Below are 19130 nucleotides of genomic sequence, written 5' to 3' on the forward strand. Positions count from 1 at the left end.
GAGCCTGCCCCGCCTCTTTGCACCGGCTGATGCCCTGCGCCCGACTTTCGGGTTTCCTGTTGCGATGGAGTATGCAGGGACATCTGCCGGCGGGCTTGTAAAGGAGCGCCTCGCGGCCGTCTGCGGCCTAGAGCGTCCTGGGATCTTCGGCGTACATCTTCAGCCTGATGCCCAAGGCGTCCGACATGTGGCGGGCGGCGATCTCCCCTGCCCGCCCGGAGTCGCCGTCCCCGATGGCGGCCAGCAGGCTGGCGTAGTCCGCCAGCACCACCGGCCACCGTCCCGGGTAGGTCAGGGTGGTGAGGGTGTACCGGCGCACCTGCTGGTCCAGGCGTTCCAGCAGCCCGATCAGTGACGGGCTGTGCGTGGCGTGCCACAGCTGGGCGTGGAAGGCGCGGTTGGTTTCGGCGAGCGCCCGGCCGTCGCTGGGATCCAGCTGCTGCATCTGCGTCAGCAGCCCCGCGAGCAGCTGACGGTCCAGGGCGGTTGCCTTGACGGCGGCCTTGGCAGCCGCGGCCTGCTCCAAGATGATCCTCGACTCGTAGATGTCGATGATCTCCTCGGCCGAATGCGTGCGGACCACCACCGCCTTGCCGCGCCGTTCCACCAGCCCGTCCTGCTCCAGCCGCTGCAGCGCCTCCCGCACGGGCGTCCGGGAAGCCCCGTAGCGCTCGGTGAGCTTGGCCTCCGTGAGCGGCTCGTCAGGCGCAAAGACACTCGCGAGAACGTCCTCGCGGAGCCGCTGATGGATGGGACTGGCCACTTTTTCCTCTTTTCCGTTGCTGGTGGGGCTGCTGGGTTGCTTAGGCGATGGAGCCGGCGCGGCGGCCGAAGACGGCGCCCGCCGCAAGCCCGGAGCCGCCGGGGTAGTTTCCACTGAACAGTCCGCCCAGCGCTTCCCCGCAGGCATACAGCCCTTCGAGCGGCTCCGCGTCTTCGGTGAGCACGCGGCCCCAGGTGTCCGTCTTGAGGCCACCGAAGGTGAAGGTGATTCCGCAGGTCACCGGGAAAGCGTAGAACGGGCCGGTGGAGATGCTGCGGGCCCAGTTGCTCTTCGGCGGCTGGGTCTCGGCACGTCGTCCGTCCTTGACGTTGGGGTCAAAAGGCGCGCCCTCAGTGATCGAAGTATTGAAGTCCTGCACCGTTTCCTCCAGCCCTTCGGGGCTGATGCCGGCTTTCTGCGCCAGCTCAGCGAGGGTCGGCGCGGTGACCACCGAGACGCCCGGCATGTCGTACTCCTCGGCCCGCAGCATGGGGCGGGAGGAGGCGTCAAAGATCTGGAAGGCAGCCGAACCCGGCTGGGCGAGGATGTCCCGGCCGTACTTCGCGTACGTGTAGTTGCGGTAGTCGGCGCCCTCGTCCACGAACCGCTTGCCCTCGCTGTTCACCACGATGCCCAGCGGGTACCCTCCGCGTGTGAGCTGGTTGGTGAGCTCCAGGTTGCTCTCGTTCTCCGGATGCCAGGCGTCCCAGGCCACGCTGTGGCAGGTGGACCAATCGCCGCCCCTGGCCGCCCCGGCGTCGAGGGCAGCGAGGATCATCTCCCCCGTGTTGCCCGGCGTGCCGCGTACCTTCGCGTTCTGCCAGCCCTCACCCAGGTGCTGGCGGCGCAGTTCAGGTGAGGCTTCAAAACCTCCCGAGGCGAGGATGACCGACTCGGCCCGGAGCTCACCTTCTTCGGTGGAGGTGCGGTACCGGACGCCGCGCACGCGGCCGTCCTCCTGGATGAGGCCGGTGGCTGCGCAGTCGTAGATGACCTCAACGCCCATGCGTTCAGCAGCGGCGCGGTGGTCGGCCATGAGTCCCTTGCCGCCACCCACGTTGCCCACGTGCAGGCCGCCCCAGAACAGATACCCGCCATCCTCGGTCCGGTACGCCTGGCGCTCATACATCAGGCGGTATTTGAGCCCCATGCCCTGAAGCCAACGCAGGGTCGGGTTGCTTTCGCTGACCAGGACCGCGGACAGTTCGGGGTCGTTGCGCCCTTCAGAGACCTTGGACAGATCGGCGAGGTATTCGGCGGCGGTGTAGGCGGGGACTTCGCTGGCGGCGTGCCGCTCATCAGGTTCCACGAATTCGATCAGCTCCTGGAGCCCGTCATGGGAGATGCGCGTGGCACCGGCGGTGTAGAAGCTGTTGCCGCCCGATGCGGCTTCCCGTGCCTTTTCCAGCAGGACCACTTTGCGTCCACGCTCGGCGGCTGCAAGTGCTGCCGCAAATCCGGCGTTGCCGCCGCCCACTACCAAAACGTCACTCTTGATCATCATCAATCTCCTCAGCTCCATCGCTGTACACGATTGTATACATAGGTATGCCGTCGCATGCAATAGCGTCTTGGCACAGGCTTACGGGCTCGGCAGGGAGAGGTTTAATGCCGGATTTTGTGGCTATCCCAAGTGCGGGTGGCTGATTTCCTGGGCGTCGATGTACATCTGGATGCGGATATTCTTTGCCTCGTCCATGTGGGCGCTGGCGATGCGGTAAGCCTCCTCCGCGTTCCGTGCGCGGATGGCCACCAGCAGCTCCTCGTGCTCCTTCAGTACGCGGTCCCAGCGCTCCTTGGTGGAGAGCGTGGTGCCGGGGTAGCGGATGAAGTGGACCAGGATCCGGTCGAGCAGGTCAAGGAGGGCGGCACTGTGGCTGGCGGCCCAGATGCGCTCATGGAAGGTGCGGTTGGCGGCGGCCAGTTCAGCCGGAGTGGCAGCATCAAAATCAAGGGTGACCATGGCCTGGTGCGCGCGGTCGATCAGCATCAGGTCCATGTCCGTGTGCCGGAGAGCAGCAGTTTTTGCGGCCGCCTCCTCCAGGAAGGTCCGCACCTCATAGAGGTCCAGCATCTCCTCCGGGCGGTACTCCCGCACCTGCATGCGTGAACCGTAGCGCTCCACGAGCCCCTCGGTTTCAAGGCGCCGCAAGGCTTCCCTGATGGGCGTCCGGGAGACGTTGTACTTCTTGGCCAGGGCGCTTTCGACGAGCTGGGCACGGGGAGGCAGCTCCTGCGAGATGATGGCGTTCCTGATCATCAGGTAGGGGCTTGTCTCTGGTTGCGACGCCACGGGCGGCCTCCGGTCTTCATGGAAACAAGCGGCAGGGCGCGCCGGCGCCATACCTTTAGCCGCAATTCTAACGCACTGCATACCGTTTCGGCGCGCTGTGAACACCGTGCCGATATTTCGCACACCCTCCGAAGCAGGCCCGCGCCCAAACGCCATTACCGGTATTCATATTCCAAGGACTGTTGCTTAAGTCATGTCAACGGTATACCGTTTGTGACCAACGCCATACAGCGGACCAAGTTCCGGATTCCGGCTGGCTCAGCTTTGAACATTTACCCGGCAACTGCACACGGCCGGGCAGGGTATTTCAGGAGAATCAATGACGCTTCTATTCAGGGAAGAGCCGCAGGCCGGCACCCTCCCGGTCACCCCGGTGCCGGCCACCCTCGTCCGTGGCGGCACCAGCAAGTGCTGGATATTCCGGGACGAGGACCTTCCGGCTGATGCCCTGGAGACGGACCGCCTCCTCATCCGCACCTTCGGCTCGCCGGACCTCCGCCAGATCGACGGAGTAGGCGGCGCCTCGTCCACCACCAGCAAGGCGATCACTGTGGCCGGCACCGATCCGGACGGAACGGTCCGCTACCGGTTCGCCCAGGTGGCCATCGACAAGCCGGCAGTGGAGTGGGCCAGCAACTGCGGCAACTGCGCAACAGCGCTGGGCCTGTACGCGCTCCATGCCGGGCTCGTCGCACCGACCGGCGAAGTCACCCGGGTCCCCATCCTGAACACCGTGACCGGCCTGCGCCTGGTCTGCGAGATCCCCACGCCGGGGGCGCAGGTACCCGCTTACGGCGGGCGGCGCCTCGACGGTCAGCACTACCCCGGCGTCCCCATCGACGTCATCTTCCAAAAAGCGTCCTGGTCCAGCTACGGTGCACAGTTCCCCACGGGCAGCGCCACGGATGAGCTTGAGGTCGACGGGAAGCGGTACCGGGCGACACTGATCGACGTCGGCGCCCCGGCTGCGCTCTTCGACGCCCAGGATCTGGGGCTGGACGCAACCGGCAGCGAGGAAGCCTTGGAGGCGCTGGTCCGGCTTGCCCCGCAGCTGCGCGCAGCGGCTGCCCGCAGGATGGGCCTGCCGCAGGACCTCACATCCATTCCGAAGGTTGGCATCGTGGGACCTCCGCCCGCAGGCGCAACCGGCGTTTCGGCCCGGATGATCTCGATGACCGCACTGCACCCCGCCATCGGCCTCACCAGCGCGGTCGCCGTCGCGGCCGCCTCGGGCACACCAGGCAGCGTGGTGCAGCGCAGCGTGGTTCCGGCGGCGGAGGCCGGACTCTTTATCCACTTACTGAAAGGCACGACGGCGCTGGCACTGGATGCAGCCGATCCCGCTGAAGTCTCCTTTCAACGCTCGGCCCGCGTCATCAGCGAAAGCACCATCCTGGTGCCCAGTGACTGAAGAAACCCCTACCGGAAAAACCCAGCCAAGGAATCAGCCATGAAAATCAGCATTCAAAACCTGCAGCTGAAGTACGGAAGCTTCACTGCCATCGAAAACCTCAACCTCGACATCGAAGACGGCGAGGCCCTCGTCCTCCTGGGCCAGTCCGGTTGCGGCAAGACCAGCACGATGCGCTGCATCGCCGGCCTGGAGGAGCCCACCTCGGGGCGGATCATCATCGACGACGTTGTGGTCTTCGACTCCGAAAAGGGCATCAACCTGCCCCCGAACAAGCGCAACGTCGGCATGGTCTTCCAGTCCTACGCGGTATGGCCGCACATGACGGTGGCCCAGAACGTTGCCTACTCCCTCAAGCAGAAGAAGCTTTCCAAGAGCGAAATCGATGAGCGGGTCATGGAGGCCCTCACGCTGGTGGGCCTGGAGCCCTACGCCGACCGCGGCGCCAGCCTGCTCAGCGGTGGCCAGATGCAGCGCGTCGCCCTGGCGCGCAGCCTGGTCATGCGGCCCAGCGTGCTCATGCTCGACGAACCGCTCTCCAACCTTGACGCCCGACTTCGTGACCGGCTCCGGGTTGAACTGCGTGAAATCCAGCTCCAGCTGGGGCTCACCTGTGTCTACGTCACCCACGACCAGCACGAAGCCTTCGCCCTGGCAGACCGCATCGCCCTGCTCCAGGGCGGCCGGATTGTGCAGATGGGCGCCCCGCAGCACATGTACGAGGCACCCGCCAGCGCTTCGATCGCCCACTTCCTCGGTGTTTCCAACATCATGGACTGCACCCCGGAGGGCACCGCCACCGGGTCCACCACCGCACGCATCACCAACAGCGAGCTCACCATCCAGTCGGCGCAGCAGGCCAGCGACGCCGGCACATCCCCCAAGGTCTGCATTCGGGCCGAGGACCTGCAGATCACCGCCATGCCCACCGAACACCCCAACTCATGGCCCGGAACGGTACGCGTGGCGGGCTTCCAGGGCAACGACATCCGGTACGCGATCCAGCTGGAATCCGGACCCGAACTGGACGCCCTGGGCGGACTGCGCCGCGGCGAACAGCACAAAGTGGGGGACCGCGTATGGGTCACCGTCAACCCCCGCGAAGTCCAGATCCTGCCGGCTGAGGTCCTCGCATGAGCCTCAAGACCACCGAAGCGGCCACCCGCGCCGACGCCCGCCTCGCACCAAAGCCGGCGCCCCGGGACTACCGCGCTGCCCGGACCCTCTCGGGCCTCCAGAAGAACACACCGGGCCTCATTGTCCTGGTCATCCTCGGCGTCCTCATCGTCCTTCCGCTTGCCCTGGTCCTGCTCGCCGCGTTCTCGGACAGCGTTCCCCGGCCGGGCAGCATCTCCCTGGGCGGCCTGACGCTGTCCAACCTGGCGCTGCTGGCCACCCCCGAAGCACTCGGCGCGTTGGTCAACTCGCTCATGGTCGGTGCCGGCTCGGCGCTCATCGCCCTGCTGATCGGCGCCTTCCTGGCCTTCGTCTGCGCCCGCTCCGATGCGCCGTGGCGGAAGTTCATCTTCTTCATCGGCATGGCGCCGATGTTCATCCCCGCCCTGGTGGGCGCCCTGGCGTGGTCGCTGCTGTGCTCGCCCAGCGCCGGCTACATCAACATCTTCCTCCGCGACCTGGGCATTGATGCCGCCATCAACATCTACAGCCTGCCGGGCCTGGTGTTCGTGCTGGGAATCTTCTACGCCCCGTACGCCTTCCTGCTGCTGCACAGCTCGCTGTCGATGATGAACGCCGACCTCGAAGAGGCTGCCACCGTCCACGGGGCTCCGCTCCGCACCATGCTGCGGACCGTCACCCTGCCCCTGGCCCTGCCGGCCATCCTGGGCTCCGCCGTCCTGGTCTTCGCGCTGACGATGGAAAACTTCCCCGTGGCCCAGGTCATCGGCAACCCGGCCGGTGTGGACACACTGCCCACCTATATCTACCGCCTCATGAGTGCCACGCCCGCCAAGAGCAACCAGGCGGCCAGCGTCGCCGTGATCCTGACCGTTGCGCTGATGGCCGTGACCCTGATCCAGCAGCGCATCATCAACAAGCGCAAGTTCACCACCATGACCGGCAAGGGCAACCGTCCCCGCCAGGTGCCGCTGCGCAAGATGCGCTGGCCCTTCACCATCCTGGCCCTGGCCTACTTCGCAGTTTCGGTGGTCCTGCCGATGCTGGCGCTGCTGGCCGCTTCGATGCAGGCCACCCCGTTCGTGTCCTCGATGTCGCAGCTGCTCGAAGCGAACTCCCTCAGCTTCGCGAAGCTGATCGAAGTCCTCGGATCCAACGACTTCCAGCTCGCCCTCAAGAACAGCGTCCTGGTGGCCCTGATCGCAGCCTTCGCCGACACCACCCTCAGCTTCATCGCCTCCTACATCCGGTACCGCACCAAGTCCAAGGTGGGGCGCCTGATTGAACTGGTCGCCATGACCCCCCTGGCCGTCCCCGCCATCGTCATGGGCATCGGACTGCTCTGGACCTGGTTGCTGCTGCCGCTGCCCATCTACGGCACCCTGGCGATTCTCGCCGTCGCCTGCGTTGCAGTGTTCATGCCCCAGGGCTACCGCGGCGTCTCCGCGTCCATGCTCCAGATGGACCAGGACCTCGAGGACAGCGCCGTGATGCTCGGCGCCGGGCGGACCCGGTCCGTCCTGGACGTCACCCTGCCCCTGATGCGCGTCGGCATCATGTCCTCGTTCCTGCTGTTCCTCATGCTCTCCATGCGTGAGCTCAGCGCCTCCATCTTCCTCTTCACCTCGAACACCCGGATCCTGTCCATCCTCGTCTTCGACAACTTCGACAACGGCCAGAGCCAGGCAGCTGCAGCCGTCAGCGTCCTGTACTGCCTCGTCATCGGAATCCTCGCCGTCATCGCCCAAAAAGTCGGCGGCGAACGCAAGACCAAGAACTGACCTCACACCCACCTTTGAAAGGGACACCCACAATGAAGTTAGCGTCCAAACTCCCCGCCCTCACCGCCGCCGGAGTGCTCCTGGCCCTCAGCCTGACCGGCTGCGGAAGCGCCGCCCAGAGCGCCGGCGTCGTCACGGCCAGTGCGGCGGTGAAGACCGACGACGGGCTGGTCATCAACGGCGAGTCCATCGCGGACAAGGCCACCTATGAGAAGGCCAAGACCCAGACCCTGTCCCTGTACTCGGGCTACACCGACTCGTCCGAAAGCGCGCTGGTGGACGCCTTCACCAAGGACACCGGCATCAAGGTCAACGTCGTCCGCCTCACCCCGAACAAGCTCTCCGAACGCGTTCTCTCCGAACAGGGCGCCGACAAGCTCAGCGCCGACGTCATCCGCACGTCCGACTACCGGATCGCCAAGTCCATGGAGGACGCCAAGGTCTGGAAGGCCTACGACGTCCCCGGCGCATCGGCCCTCAAGGACGTTTCCGTGGACGGCGGCCAGTTCACCCGCATGTTCAACTCCGTCTACACCCTGGGATACAACACCCAGCTGGTGAAGGAAGCCGATGCCCCCAAGTCCTGGGCGGATGCCGTCGGCGGCAAGTGGCAGGGCAAGCTGGGCATCGTCCAGGGCGGTTCGGGCGGCAGCACCGCAGCGCTGAACAGGTTCATGGAAACCAAGATGGGCGGCGACTACTTCGCCAAGTACGCTGCGCAGAAGCCCAAGATCTACGACTCCCTGGGCGCTGAAGCCACGGCCTTGGCCCGCGGCGAAGTGGCCGTCGGCACGGTCACCATCAGCGGCACCAACATCTCGGCCGTCCAGGACAAGGCTCCGGTCAAGTTCATCGTCCCCGAGGAAGGCCTGGTCTCCTACGACTACTACCTGGGCATGACGGGCACCGCCACGAACGTGGAAGCCGCGAAGGTCTTCATGAACTACAACCTTTCCAAGCAGGGCCAGCAGGTCTTCGCGCAGATCGGTGAATACCCGGTCCGCACCGACGTGGCACCGCCCACCATCATGGGCGTGACCCTCCCCGCCGTCGACTCCGGCAAGGTCTTCCGCATGCAGAACACCGACGCCGTGACCTACGGCAAGGACGACCTCGCCAAGTGGAACCAGGTGTTCGGCTACACCAAGTAACCCCCGAATCCCATGCCTGGGGACCCCGCCTCTACCGGGTCCCCAGGCTTTTTGGTTTTACCCGCCACCAGGAGGCTCCGTGACCGCCGCCCCAGAACTTCCGCTGCCCCGGAACACCTCGTCCCTGCTGGTCCTCCAGGACGGCAGGACCGTCGTCGAACTTGGCGACACCACCCGCGCCAGCTACGTCGCCTCTGTCCGCAAAAGCCTGCTCTCGGTCCTGTTCGGAATCCAGGTGGACGCCGACACGGTCAACCTCGACGCCACCCTCGATGAGCTCGGTGTTGATGATGTGGGCGGCCTGCTCCCCCTCGAGAAAACGGCGCGGCTCCGCGACCTCCTGACCTCGCGGTCGGGGGTCTACCACCCGCCCTCCAGCCCGGGCAGTGACGAGGACGCCTTCCCTCCGCGCGGCACCAAAGCGCCGGGTCAGTACTTCGTCTACAACAACTGGGATTTCAACGCCGCCGGCGCGATCTTCGAGAAGGCCAGCGGCCTGACGGTCTTTGACGCGTTCGAGAAGTACCTGGCCGGTCCGCTGGAGTTCGACGACTACGACCCCACACGCCAGCGCATGCTCGGGGACGCCGAAAAGTCCGCCTTCCCGGCCTACCACTTCTTCCTCTCCACCCGGGACCTGGCCAAGATCGGGCTGCTGATGGCTGCGGCCAGTGGGAGGGCCGGCAGCATGTCCCCCGGGAGTGGGTCAGGGACAGCGTGGCCACCCATGTCAGGCGCGCAGACATGGCGCTTACCACCGGCTTTGGCACCTGCGACTACGGCTACCTGTGGTGGCTGCCCCGGGAACCCGGCCCGCAGTGGGAGGGGGCGTTCCTGGCTGCGGGAAACTACGGCCAGTTCCTGCTGGTCCTGCCGGCAATCCGCAGCGTCATTGTGCACCGGCGCTTCGTCAGCGACAGCTTCGCCATCGCCCGGAACACCCGCAACGCGGCCGCATCCCCGGCTCCCGTGACCCACGCCGAGTTCATGGACCTTGCCCGCGCGCTGGTTGCCGGCCCCCTTGCCAGGTAGGCGCCAGGAAAGGTAAGTGCACGACGGCGGCACCCTCCTGTGTCAGGAAGCCGCGCCCTTGGCGATGGACCGGAAGACCTTGGTGGCCTGCTGCGCGGCGGGGCTGAGCCTCCGGTTTTCCAGGTGGGCCAGGAGGATGCGGCGCTTGGGGGACCCGGCGAGCGGGACCGCCACCACGTCGGGGCGCAGGGCCGTCAGGGCCAGCCTGGGTGCCAGGGCGATCCCGATGCCGGCCGCCACCATGCCCTGTGTCTCCTGGTAATCGTTGGCGGCAAACGCGATCCGCGGTTCGAACCCGGCATCGCGGCATACCCGGCTGAGGACGTCGGCCACGGGGTGCTCGTCGCGTACCACCCATTCCTGGTCGCTTAATGCGCCAATGCGGACCGAGCCCAGTTTCGCAATGGGGTGCTCCCGCGGTACCAGCAGCACGGTTGGATCGTTTGTCAGCCTGACCAGGGTCAGGTCGGGGTCCTCGATTTGCTGCCAGGGATAGTCCCACAGCAGCGTCAGTTCGATTTCCCGCCGCCGCAGCCGTTCCAGCAGGCCGTCCCGGCGGGCGCTGACCACCGTTACTGCCACCTCGGGGTGGCGGGCGCGGAATGCCAGCACCACGTCCGGCATCAGCGAAGCTCCGCCGGTGGGGAAGGTTCCAAGCCGGAGCTGGCCCCGGCGAAGGCCCGCGAACTCCCCCATTTCGGCACGGGCAGCTTCAACGGTCCTGTCGATGTCGTCCGCGTAGTGCAGCAGGGCGTGCCCCGCTTCGGTCAGGACCACGCCGCGGGGATGGCGCTCGATGAGGACCACGCCCATCTCCTGCTCGAGTTTCGCGATCTGCTGCGAGACCGCCGAGGTGGTGAAGGAAAGGGCGGCCGCAGCGGACGTCAGGGAGCCGGAACGGCCCACCTCGCGAAGCACATGAAGCCGGTGGAGATCGAGGATTGCCATGTACTGAGTTTAGCAAAAGTAGATAGTCGTCCATTTATTTGCGATTGTGCTGAAGGCTCCCATCCCGGATCGTAGAAGTACAAGGTGCTGTGAAGTAGAGCACCTGCAAGTTACGAGGGAGAAATACAGTGGGACTCAAAGGACATTGGTACCGGGGCGGCACCAGCAAGTGCTGGCTCTTCGATGCCAGGGACGTGGCCCTCCACGCCCCCACCCGCGAGGAAATCCCCGCACTGCTGTCAGCCGCTTTCGGCGCAGCGGATGCGCGGCAGCTGGACGGCGTCGGCGGCGGAACCTCCACCACGTCAAAGGCTGCAGTCATCTGGGCAACCCCTGGTGCCGAGGCAGACCTCGACTACCTTTTCGCCCAGGTGGGAATCGGTGACCCCACCGTTGAGCTCGGTTCCAACTGCGGCAACTGCGCCACGGCCATTGCCCTGTTCGCAGTCCAGACGGGCATTGTTCCCGCCCGGGACGGCATGACCAAGGTCCGCATGCGCCACGTCACCTCCGGCGCGGTGCTCAGCGGATCGGTTCCCACTCCCGGCGGCCAGATTCCCAAGTCCGGCCTGGCCCGGGTTCCGGGCAGCAGCGCCGCCGGCGTTCCCGTCAGCCTCTCGTTCCACGGCCCCTGGGGCCAGAACACCGGTGCACTCCTGCCGACCGGCAACACGGTGGACCAACTCCAGGTCAACGGCAGGACCCTGGCCGCAACGATGGTGGACGCCGGCGCCCCTGCCGTGCTCCTCGCGGCCGACCAGGCCGGCGTCGATCTTTCCTCAATGACGGACAACCTCACCGCCCAGCTGCCGGACCTCATCGCGGCACGGGCATCAGCCGGCCTCATCATGGGGCTCCGGAAGCCTGAGGATCCCCCGCAGAACGCTGTCCCGAAAGTCGGAGTTGTGGCACCTGCCGGCGACTACATCGCCGCGGACGGAACAACCATTACTGCCGGCAGCCACGACGTGCGGGTGCGGATGCTGTCCATGCTCGCACCCCACCCGGCCATCGGCCTCACCTCAGCCGTGGCAGTTGCCCTGGCATCCTCGCTGCAGTCATCGGTCGTAGCCACCGCAGCAGGCCAATCACCCTCCACCGGCACCGGAACTCCCCGCTTGCTGCGGGTCGGGACGCCCGCCGGCGTGATCACCGCCGAAATCATCACCGATGACACCGGCGCCGTCAGCGAAGTGGCCCTCCACCGGGCAGCCCGACACATCGCCACCGCAGACATCGACGTGGCCCCGGCCGCAGAGCTGTCCGCCTAAAACCCCCATCTCTTTGCCCCATCATTAAGGGGCCGCACCAACCAGGAAGTTGTTCAATGAAGATCAAATCCATCCTCGGACACCTGTATGTCCAGGTACTCATCGGAGTCGCTCTCGGCGTCGTTGTAGGCGCACTCTGGCCGGACCTCGGTTCGTCCCTGAAGCCCATCGGCGACGGATTCGTGAAACTCGTGAAGTTCATGATCGCCCCCATCGTGTTCTGCACCATCGTCGGAGGCATCACCTCGCTGCGGGACACCAAGAAGGTGGGCCCCACCCTGATCCGTTCGCTGGGCCTCTTCTACGCGCTGACCGCACTCGCCCTGGCCCTGGGCCTGGCCGCGGTGACGCTGTTCCAGCCCGGCGCCGACATGCACATCGATCCCACGCACCTGGACTCCTCGGTGGCGCAGAAGTACACCACGCAGCTGCCCAGCAGCAACCCCGTGGACTTCATCCTGAGCATCATCCCCACTACCTTCGTTGGCGCATTCGCCGACGGTGAAGTCCTGCCCGTGCTGGTCATTGCCCTGCTGTGCGGCTTCGCCTTCAGCAAGCTCGGCGCACCGGGCCAGCTGGCCCTGAACGTGGTCAACAGCTTCAACAAGCTGCTCTTCATCATGTTCGGCTACATCATGAAGGTAGCCCCCCTCGGAGCCTTCGGGGCCATGGCCTTCACCGTGGGCAAGTACGGCGCCCACTCCATCGGCAACCTCGGCATGCTGATCCTTGCCTTCTACGCCGCCTGCATCGTCTTCGTGGTGGTTGGCCTGGGCATCCTGGCCAAAGTGACCGGCTTCAGCCTGTGGCAGATCCTGCGCTACTTCAAGGACGAATTCCTGATCGTCCTGGCCACGTCCTCCAGCGAACCTGTCCTGCCGCGCCTGCTGTCCAAGCTCGAGCGGATCGGCTGTGACCGCAGCGTTGTGGGCCTCGTGGTCCCCACCGGCTACTCCTTCAACCTGACCGGAACGGCCATCTACCTCACCCTGGCCTCGATGTTCATCGCCCAGGCCTGCGACATCCACCTCAGCTGGGGCCAGATCCTGCTGATGCTCGGCATGATGCTGCTGACCTCCAAAGGCGCGGCCGGCGTCACCGGCAGTGGTTTCGTGGCCCTGGTGGCGACCCTGACGGTCATGCCCACCCTGCCGGTGGCCGGCGTGGCCCTCATCGTTGGCATCGACCGCTTCATGAGCGAGGCCCGCGCCCTCACCAGCACGGTCTGCAACATCGTCTCCTGCGTGGCCATCGCCAAGTGGCAGGGTGAGCTGGACATGGGCAAGCTCCGCTCCGAGCTCCAGGCGGGCTTCGTGCCCACCGAAGCGGAAAAGATCCAGCTGGCCGAACCGGCCCTGGCCCACTAACCGGCCGGCAGGCCACCACCCCCAGTGTTTGCCCGGGATCCCAGCAGGGGTCCCGGGCAAACCCTTGCAAGGGGGACTACTTCACACCCCTTACGGAAAGGACCCGGAATGAGTGAGCGCCAAACGGAACAGGACACAGCGGAAGACTGTGACGCCGACACGTGCTTCTACTGCCAAAGCCCGGAAACCGACTAGGGGCCAAGTCGCTGGGTCCAGCCGTCGGGCAGGTGTTGCGCGGCAACGGGCCCTAAACCCACTGCTCCCACACCGTCAGCTGCAGGCTGACGGTCCCGGACGAGCCAGCCACAACAGCACCAGCCCCCGCGGAAGGGTCGACGGCGGCACCCGCCTTGCCGCCGTCGTCGTCCCTCCCATCAAAACCAGCATTCCCGGCAAAACCAGCCCAGCGCATCAGGCGCGGGCCGCCGCGACAGCCCCGTCAGCGGAACGCACCGGCGCCTCCAGTCCCAGGTGCTCGCGGAGCGTGCTGCCCCGGTACTCCGTGGGGTACACGCCGCGTTCCTGCAGCTCCGGCACCAGATGGTTCACGATGTCATCCAGCCCGCTGGGGACCAGCCACGGCGAGATGTTGAACCCGTCCACCGCCCCCACCCGCGCGTACTCGGCCAGCTGGTCCGCCACCGCCGTGTAGGAGCCGGTGAAGGTGGAATCGATCCGCGCGGTCTTCGAGGTGACGAACTGCCGGATGGACAGCCCCTTGTCCTTGGCCTCGGCCCGCCACTGGTCCGCCAGCTGCCGGGCCTTGGCACCGTGGAAACCGCTGCCGCGGGTCTCGGACGTTTCCTCCACCACAGGATCGATCTCCGGCAGCGGCCCGTCCGGATCGTAGGCCGAGAGTTCGCGGCCCCAGAACTGCTCCAGGTAAGCGATGGCCTGCTGCGGGCCGATCTGCAGGCTCCGTACCCACTCCTTCTTTTCCGCGGCCTCGGCAGCGGTCGGCGCCAGGATGAACTCGCTGGCCGGCATGATCTGGACGGCATTGGCCCCGCGCCCGGCGGCCAGGGACCGCTCCACCAGGTCCTTGCGGAACTCCACGGCGTCGTCGAACGTGGGGTGGGCGGAGAAGATCACGTCGGCCTGCCGGGCGGCGAAGCTCCGGCCCTCCGGCGAGTCGCCGGCCTGGAACAGCACCGGCCGGTACTGGGCGCTGCGCGGCAGCCGCGGCGTCACATCCACGGTGTAGTGCTGGCCCTCATGGAGCACCCGGCGGGCGGGACCGTCCGGCGTTTCCCACGAATCCCAGATCCGCTTGGCCGTTTCCACGAACGCCTCTGCGTGCTTGTACCGGTCCGCGTGGTCCAGGTAGCCTCCGCGGCGGAAGTTCGCCCCGGTCCAGGCGTTGTCCGTGGTCACGATGTTCCACGCCGCACGGCCGCCGGAGACCAGGTCCAGCGAGGCCAGCCGGTGGGCCAGGTCCGCGGGATCGTTGTACGTGGTGTTCTGGGTGGCCACCAGGCCGATGTTCTGTGTGACGGATGCCAGGGCGGCCAGCATGGTCTGCGCGTCGGGGCGGCCCACCACGTCCAGCGCGTGCGGGCGTCCCAGGTGTTCCCGCAGGCGCAGCCCCTCGCCCAGGAAGAACGCGGCGAAGAGGCCGCGCTCGGCGGTCTGGGCGATGCGGCGGAAGGATTCGAAGTCTGTCTGCGATCCGGACTCGGGGGCCTTCCAGATGGTGCCGGAGTTGACGCCCTGAAAGAAGACGCCGAACTGGATCTGGCCGGACGGCGTGAATTGGTCCGGCGTGCCAACCTGGGATTTAGCACGGGTGTGCTGTGTCATGATTTTCCCCTTACTTTCCGGCACCGGCAGGCGCAGCGGCTGCGGTTGCATAACGGCTGGCTGGGCGGTCCAGGCCCAGCAGATCGCGGAAGGTGCCGTCCTGCACAACCGGGCGGAGTGCCCGGCGCCGGCGCAGTTCCGGCAGCACCAGCCGGCCCAGCTCCTCGAGATCGACAAAGAGCGACGCCGGGTGCAACCGCACGCCGTCGGCCTCCTTTAAAAGGTCAGCCAGGAAGTCGGTGAGACTGGCTGCAGAACCTGCGAACGCCGCCCTGCCGCCGTCGAACGACGCACCCCTCGCAGCCGCGGCCTGCCCGCGGGCGTCCAGCACGAGGTCGAGCTCGGCAACCACCACAACGCCGGCTCCCACGCGGGCCCGCACATCACGGACCTCGGCAGCAAGCAGTTCCGGCGTCGGGGCGGACACCAGCACGGCGTCCACGGCCTCCACCGGAACCCCGCCAATCAGCGAAGCGGGAGCCAGCACGGGCAGCTGCCCCTGCAGCGGCCGCGGGATGATGGACGGCCCCTTGACGGAGTAGCCGGGACCGGCAAAGCCAGCAGGCGTTCGGAAGTCCACATAATGCAGCTTGTCCACGTCGATGTACCGGCCGGTGGCAACGTCCCGGATCACGGCGTCGTCCTCCCAGGAATCCCAGAGCCGGCGGGATACCTCGATGGACGCCGCGGCCTCCTGGCCCAGCGCTGCCCCAGTGACAACAGAACGTCCGACGGCGGCGGCAGCCCCGGGTGCCTCAGCGGCGGTGACGATCCACCCGGCGCGGCCGCCGGAGACGTAGTCCAGGCTGGCCAGCTGGGTGGAGATGTGGAACGGCTCCGTATATACGGTGTCCACCTCGGGCACCAGCGCGATGGTCCGGGACACGGGCCCTGCGAACGCGGCCCGCTGCAAAGCGTTCGCACGGCCGGGAGCGGGCGCGTCGGTGAAGGTGGCAGCGTGGAAGCCCGCGGACTCGGCTGCCAGCACGGCTCGGGTGAGGTCCGCACCGTCCCAGCCGGCGCCGTCGAGCTCGATGGCCAGGAAGCCCGGGTTTTCAAAGGTACTCATTTCTGATCCTTCCCGGTCGGAGCGGCCGTGGCGGTTGCCGGCGTTGCCGCGAAGTTTTCCGCTGTGATGGTCTTGGATTCCGGCAAGGCTTCCTCGGACAGGCCCCAGCGTTCCAGCACCTTCCCGTAGGAGCCGTCCTGGATGACCTCGTTCAGGGCCTCGGAAATCACCGGCGCCAGCCCGTTGCCGCGCAGCGTGGTGGCGGCCACCAGGGTCTCGGACGGCCAGCCGGCGTTGACCTTGCCCACCACCTTCAGGTCGTCACGGGTGTTCTCCCGGTACACGGTGGACGGGTACGGGGCGATGTTCAGGTCCGTGCGGCCGGAGGACAGCGCCAGGATGGTGTCGGCGTCGGACGAGTAGTACTGCAGCGTGGCCGGCGCCTTGCCCTTGGCCTCCAGCTCCTTGTTCCAGGCCAGCAGGATCTTCTCCTGGTTGGTGCCCGAGCCCACGGAGATCTTCAGGCCGGAAATGTCGTCAGCGCCCTTGATGTCATAGGTGGAGGACTTCTTCGCTTCGAACCCCATGTACGCGGCCCGGTAGCTGGCGAAGTCGAACAGCTTCACCCGGTCCTTGTTCACGCCCACGTTGGAGAACACGGCCTCGAAGTCGCCGGACTGGGTCTTCAGCGGCCAGTTCTCCCAGGACGTGACCTGGACATCCAGCTGCAGGCCCAGCTTGTCCGCCACCAGCTGGGCGATGTCCAGCTCCGAGCCGATCGGCGTCTTGTCGTCCGTGGCGTGGAAGGACAGCGGGATGGACCCGGCGGTGGTGGCCACGGACAGCTTGCCGTCCTTGCCGATCAGTTCCGGGACCTTGGCGGCGAGCGCGGGGTCCTTCTCCGCCCGGATCCGCTGCTGGTCCGGCGAGGTGTTGTACACGACGCCGTTACGGGCCGCCGTCGTCTGCGCCCCTCCGCTGGGGTTGCCCGCAGCGGAGGCGCCGGGGTCCGCGCAGCCGGCGAGCGCGGCTGAGCCAAGGAGTGCGGTGCCAAGGAGGACGACGGCGGGACGCGCCGCGGGTGCGCGGCGGCGGCCGCTGGTGGGGAAAGCCATGGGAGTTCCTTAGATGTTGAAGGCCGGTTCGAGCACCTTGGAGAAGAAGCTCCGGGTGCGCGGTTCCTGGGGGTTGCTGAAGATGTCCTGCGGGGTGCCCTGTTCCACGATCTGGCCCTGGTCCATGAACACCACGGTGTCCGCCACGTCGCGGGCAAAGCCCATCTCGTGGGTGACGATGATCAGGGTGGTGCCGGACTTGGCGAGTTCGCGGATGACATCCAGGACCTCGTTGACCAGTTCCGGGTCAAGGGCGGAGGTGGGCTCGTCGAACAGCAGGATCTTGGGGTCCAGGGCCAGCGCGCGGGCAATCGCCACGCGTTGCTGCTGGCCGCCGGAGAGCTGGCGCGGGTAGGCGTCAGCCCGGTCCTTGAGGCCCACCCGGTCCAGCAGTTCCAGGCCCCGGCGGCGGGCTTCCGCCTTGGAGCGCCGCGCCTTGCCGGGCTGGTGCGCGACGACGGGCGCTTCCGCCACGTTCTCCAGGGCGGTGAGGTGCGGGAACAGGTTGAAGTTCTGGAACACCATGCCGATTTCGGTGCGTTGCTTGAGGATGTCCTTTTCGCGCAACTCGTGCAGCCGGTCGCCGCGGACCTCGTAGCCCACCAGCTTGCCGTCAATGGCAATGTACCCGCCGTCCACCTTTTCCAGGTGGTTGATGGTGCGCAGCAGGGTGGACTTGCCGGAGCCGGACGGGCCCACGATCACTGCCACGCCGCCCGGTTCTACGGTGAGGCTGACGCCCTTGAGGACTTCGGTGGGCCCGAAGGATTTGCGCACGCCGGTGATCTCCACCAGGCCGCGGGTGGCGGTGGGGGCGGGAAGGGTCTCAGTCATCAGAAGTTCCTCCGGTTGGGCACCGCGTGGGTGGCGAAGAATTTGCGGGCCTTCTGCAGGGGCGTCAGCGGCAGGTTCCGCACCGCACCCTTGGAGTAGTGCCGTTCGATGTAGTACTGGAAGACGCTCAGCACGGACGTGATGACGATGTACCAGAGCGTGGCCACCAAAAGCAGCGGCAGGACCTGCTGGGTGCGGTTGTAGATGACCTGCACCGTGTAGAACAGTTCCGAGTAGGCCAGGACGTAGACGATCGAGGTGCCCTTGACCAGGCCGATGATCTCGTTGAACGCCGTGGGCAGGATGGCCCGCATGGCCTGCGGGAGCACGATCCGGGTGGAGCGGCGCCAGCCCGGGATGCCCAGCGCGGCCGCGGCTTCCAGCTGGCCCTGGTCCACCGAGAGGATGCCGCCGCGGATGATCTCGGCCGAGTACGCCGCCTGGTTCAGGGTCAGGCCCAGCACCGCTGCCGCGAACTGGCTGATCAGCGTGGTGGTCTGCACCTCGAAGAACCGGACATCGGTGAACGGGATGCCAAGGCTGATCTTTTCGTACAGGTAGCCCAGGTTGTACCAAAGCAGCATCTGAACCAGCAGCGGCGTGGACCGGAAGATCCAGGAGAACGTCCAGGACACCGAGACCAGCAGCGGCGACGCAGACAGCCGCATCAGCGCCAGGATGAAGCCCAGCACGAAGCCCAGAACCCCGGAGATGGCGGTCAGCTTCAGGGTTTCCATCAGCCCGTTGACAACGGACTGCGCGGTGAACCACTGCGCCACCACGCCCCACTCCCAGCGCGGGTTGGTGGCCAGGGACCAGGCCACGGCAAGGACGCCAAGCGCGACGACGGCAGTCCCCACCCAGCGCCCCGGATGCTTTGCTGCCACCACCCGGTAGGACGAATAGTCGGTGGCCTGCCGGACGGGGGCACCAGGCCCGGTTGGCGGCGCTTCCGCCGCGGGCTGCGGTTGTTGTGACTGCGCCACCTTGGTTGCTGCTGAACTCATGCGCCACCTCGATTCTTGTCGTGAATTCCTTGTGCGGGCGGTTGCCCCTGGCTGTTGCCTCTAATGTGGAGCCCTTGCGGCCCTCTGCTGGCTGCAAATCTAGGACCGCGCGGAACGGGCCAGCAAGGCGGCAGGTTGCATATCTTCACCGGAGTTCGCACGGCGTCATGAGTCGTTTTCTTGCGTCTTTTAACCGGCTGTGACGCGGAGT

General features: G+C 66.5%; 16 protein-coding genes. 7 read left to right on the forward strand and 9 right to left on the reverse strand.

All coding sequences use genetic code 11. The features are described from left to right. Positions 1–127: 127 nt before the first annotated feature. The 3 genes from NMQ03_RS19685 to NMQ03_RS19695 form a co-directional block, all read right to left on the reverse strand. Positions 128–763: a GntR family transcriptional regulator gene (locus NMQ03_RS19685; protein ID WP_159629943.1), complete on the reverse strand. Its 636-nt coding sequence runs from the start codon at positions 761–763 to the stop codon at positions 128–130. A 40-nt stretch (positions 764–803) separates the two neighbouring features. Continuing rightward, entirely contained in the window at positions 804–2267 is a 1464-nt protein-coding gene (gene tcuA, locus NMQ03_RS19690; protein WP_255173610.1) for an FAD-dependent tricarballylate dehydrogenase TcuA, read from the reverse strand. A 120-nt stretch (positions 2268–2387) separates the two neighbouring features. Then, positions 2388–3056 (reverse strand): GntR family transcriptional regulator, encoded by a 669-nt coding sequence (locus NMQ03_RS19695; RefSeq protein WP_255173611.1) that lies wholly within the window; start codon positions 3054–3056, stop codon positions 2388–2390. Positions 3057–3375: 319 nt separating this feature from the next. Between NMQ03_RS19695 and NMQ03_RS19700 the strand changes: the two genes are divergently transcribed. The 5 genes from NMQ03_RS19700 to NMQ03_RS19720 all read left to right on the forward strand — a co-directional run bounded on the left by NMQ03_RS19700 (position 3376) and on the right by NMQ03_RS19720 (position 9509). Beyond that, the gene (locus tag NMQ03_RS19700) at positions 3376–4467 is read left to right on the forward strand and encodes a PrpF domain-containing protein (protein WP_255173612.1); all 1092 of its coding nucleotides are present in this window, start codon (positions 3376–3378) and stop codon (positions 4465–4467) included. A 39-nt stretch (positions 4468–4506) separates the two neighbouring features. Next, a complete protein-coding gene (locus NMQ03_RS19705) occupies positions 4507–5604 on the forward strand; it encodes an ABC transporter ATP-binding protein (RefSeq protein ID WP_109045441.1) in 1098 nt (365 codons plus the stop codon). Then, positions 5601–7385, forward strand: a complete 1785-nt coding sequence (locus tag NMQ03_RS19710; RefSeq protein ID WP_255173613.1) for an iron ABC transporter permease — start codon at positions 5601–5603, stop codon at positions 7383–7385. Before NMQ03_RS19705 ends, NMQ03_RS19710 begins: the two co-directional genes overlap by 4 nt. Before the next feature lie 32 nt (positions 7386–7417). After that, a complete protein-coding gene (locus NMQ03_RS19715) occupies positions 7418–8536 on the forward strand; it encodes an ABC transporter substrate-binding protein (protein ID WP_255173614.1) in 1119 nt (372 codons plus the stop codon). A 79-nt stretch (positions 8537–8615) separates the two neighbouring features. Continuing rightward, positions 8616–9509 (forward strand): serine hydrolase, encoded by an 894-nt coding sequence (locus tag NMQ03_RS19720; RefSeq protein WP_255173615.1) that lies wholly within the window; start codon positions 8616–8618, stop codon positions 9507–9509. Between the two features lie 101 nt (positions 9510–9610). On the opposite strand, the gene NMQ03_RS19725 is transcribed toward NMQ03_RS19720, so the two are convergent. After that, positions 9611–10516, reverse strand: coding sequence for a LysR family transcriptional regulator (locus NMQ03_RS19725; protein ID WP_255173616.1), 906 nt, complete (start codon positions 10514–10516; stop codon positions 9611–9613). 128 nt (positions 10517–10644) lie between these two features. On the opposite strand from NMQ03_RS19725, the gene NMQ03_RS19730 reads away from it, so the two are divergent. Together NMQ03_RS19730 and dctA are read left to right on the forward strand one after the other, a co-directional pair. Then, complete coding sequence (locus tag NMQ03_RS19730; protein ID WP_255173617.1) at positions 10645–11787, forward strand: PrpF domain-containing protein; 1143 nt, start codon at positions 10645–10647, stop codon at positions 11785–11787. 56 nt (positions 11788–11843) lie between these two features. After that, complete coding sequence (gene dctA, locus NMQ03_RS19735; RefSeq protein WP_255173618.1) at positions 11844–13154, forward strand: C4-dicarboxylate transporter DctA; 1311 nt, start codon at positions 11844–11846, stop codon at positions 13152–13154. Between the two features lie 411 nt (positions 13155–13565). Here the strand turns inward: dctA and NMQ03_RS19740 are convergent, their stop codons facing one another. From NMQ03_RS19740 to NMQ03_RS19760, 5 genes are read right to left on the reverse strand one after another with little or no spacing between them, the layout of a single operon-like run. Then, positions 13566–14954, reverse strand: a complete 1389-nt coding sequence (locus NMQ03_RS19740; protein ID WP_255173619.1) for an NtaA/DmoA family FMN-dependent monooxygenase — start codon at positions 14952–14954, stop codon at positions 13566–13568. A gap of 10 nt (positions 14955–14964) precedes the next feature. After that, positions 14965–16023 (reverse strand): LLM class flavin-dependent oxidoreductase, encoded by a 1059-nt coding sequence (locus NMQ03_RS19745; protein WP_255173620.1) that lies wholly within the window; start codon positions 16021–16023, stop codon positions 14965–14967. Further along, on the reverse strand, positions 16020–17078 hold the full coding sequence (locus tag NMQ03_RS19750) for a transporter substrate-binding domain-containing protein (protein WP_255173621.1): 1059 nt from the start codon (positions 17076–17078) through the stop codon (positions 16020–16022). The genes NMQ03_RS19745 and NMQ03_RS19750 overlap by 4 nt, the downstream gene beginning before the upstream one ends. Positions 17079–17087: 9 nt before the next feature. After that, positions 17088–17912, reverse strand: a complete 825-nt coding sequence (locus NMQ03_RS19755; protein ID WP_303693915.1) for an amino acid ABC transporter ATP-binding protein — start codon at positions 17910–17912, stop codon at positions 17088–17090. Further along, complete coding sequence (locus NMQ03_RS19760) at positions 17912–18919, reverse strand: amino acid ABC transporter permease (protein ID WP_255173622.1); 1008 nt, start codon at positions 18917–18919, stop codon at positions 17912–17914. The genes NMQ03_RS19755 and NMQ03_RS19760 overlap by 1 nt, the downstream gene beginning before the upstream one ends. Between the last annotated feature and the right edge of the window lie 211 nt (positions 18920–19130).

The organism is Arthrobacter sp. DNA4 (assembly GCF_024362385.1).
Classification (GTDB): domain Bacteria; phylum Actinomycetota; class Actinomycetes; order Actinomycetales; family Micrococcaceae; genus Arthrobacter.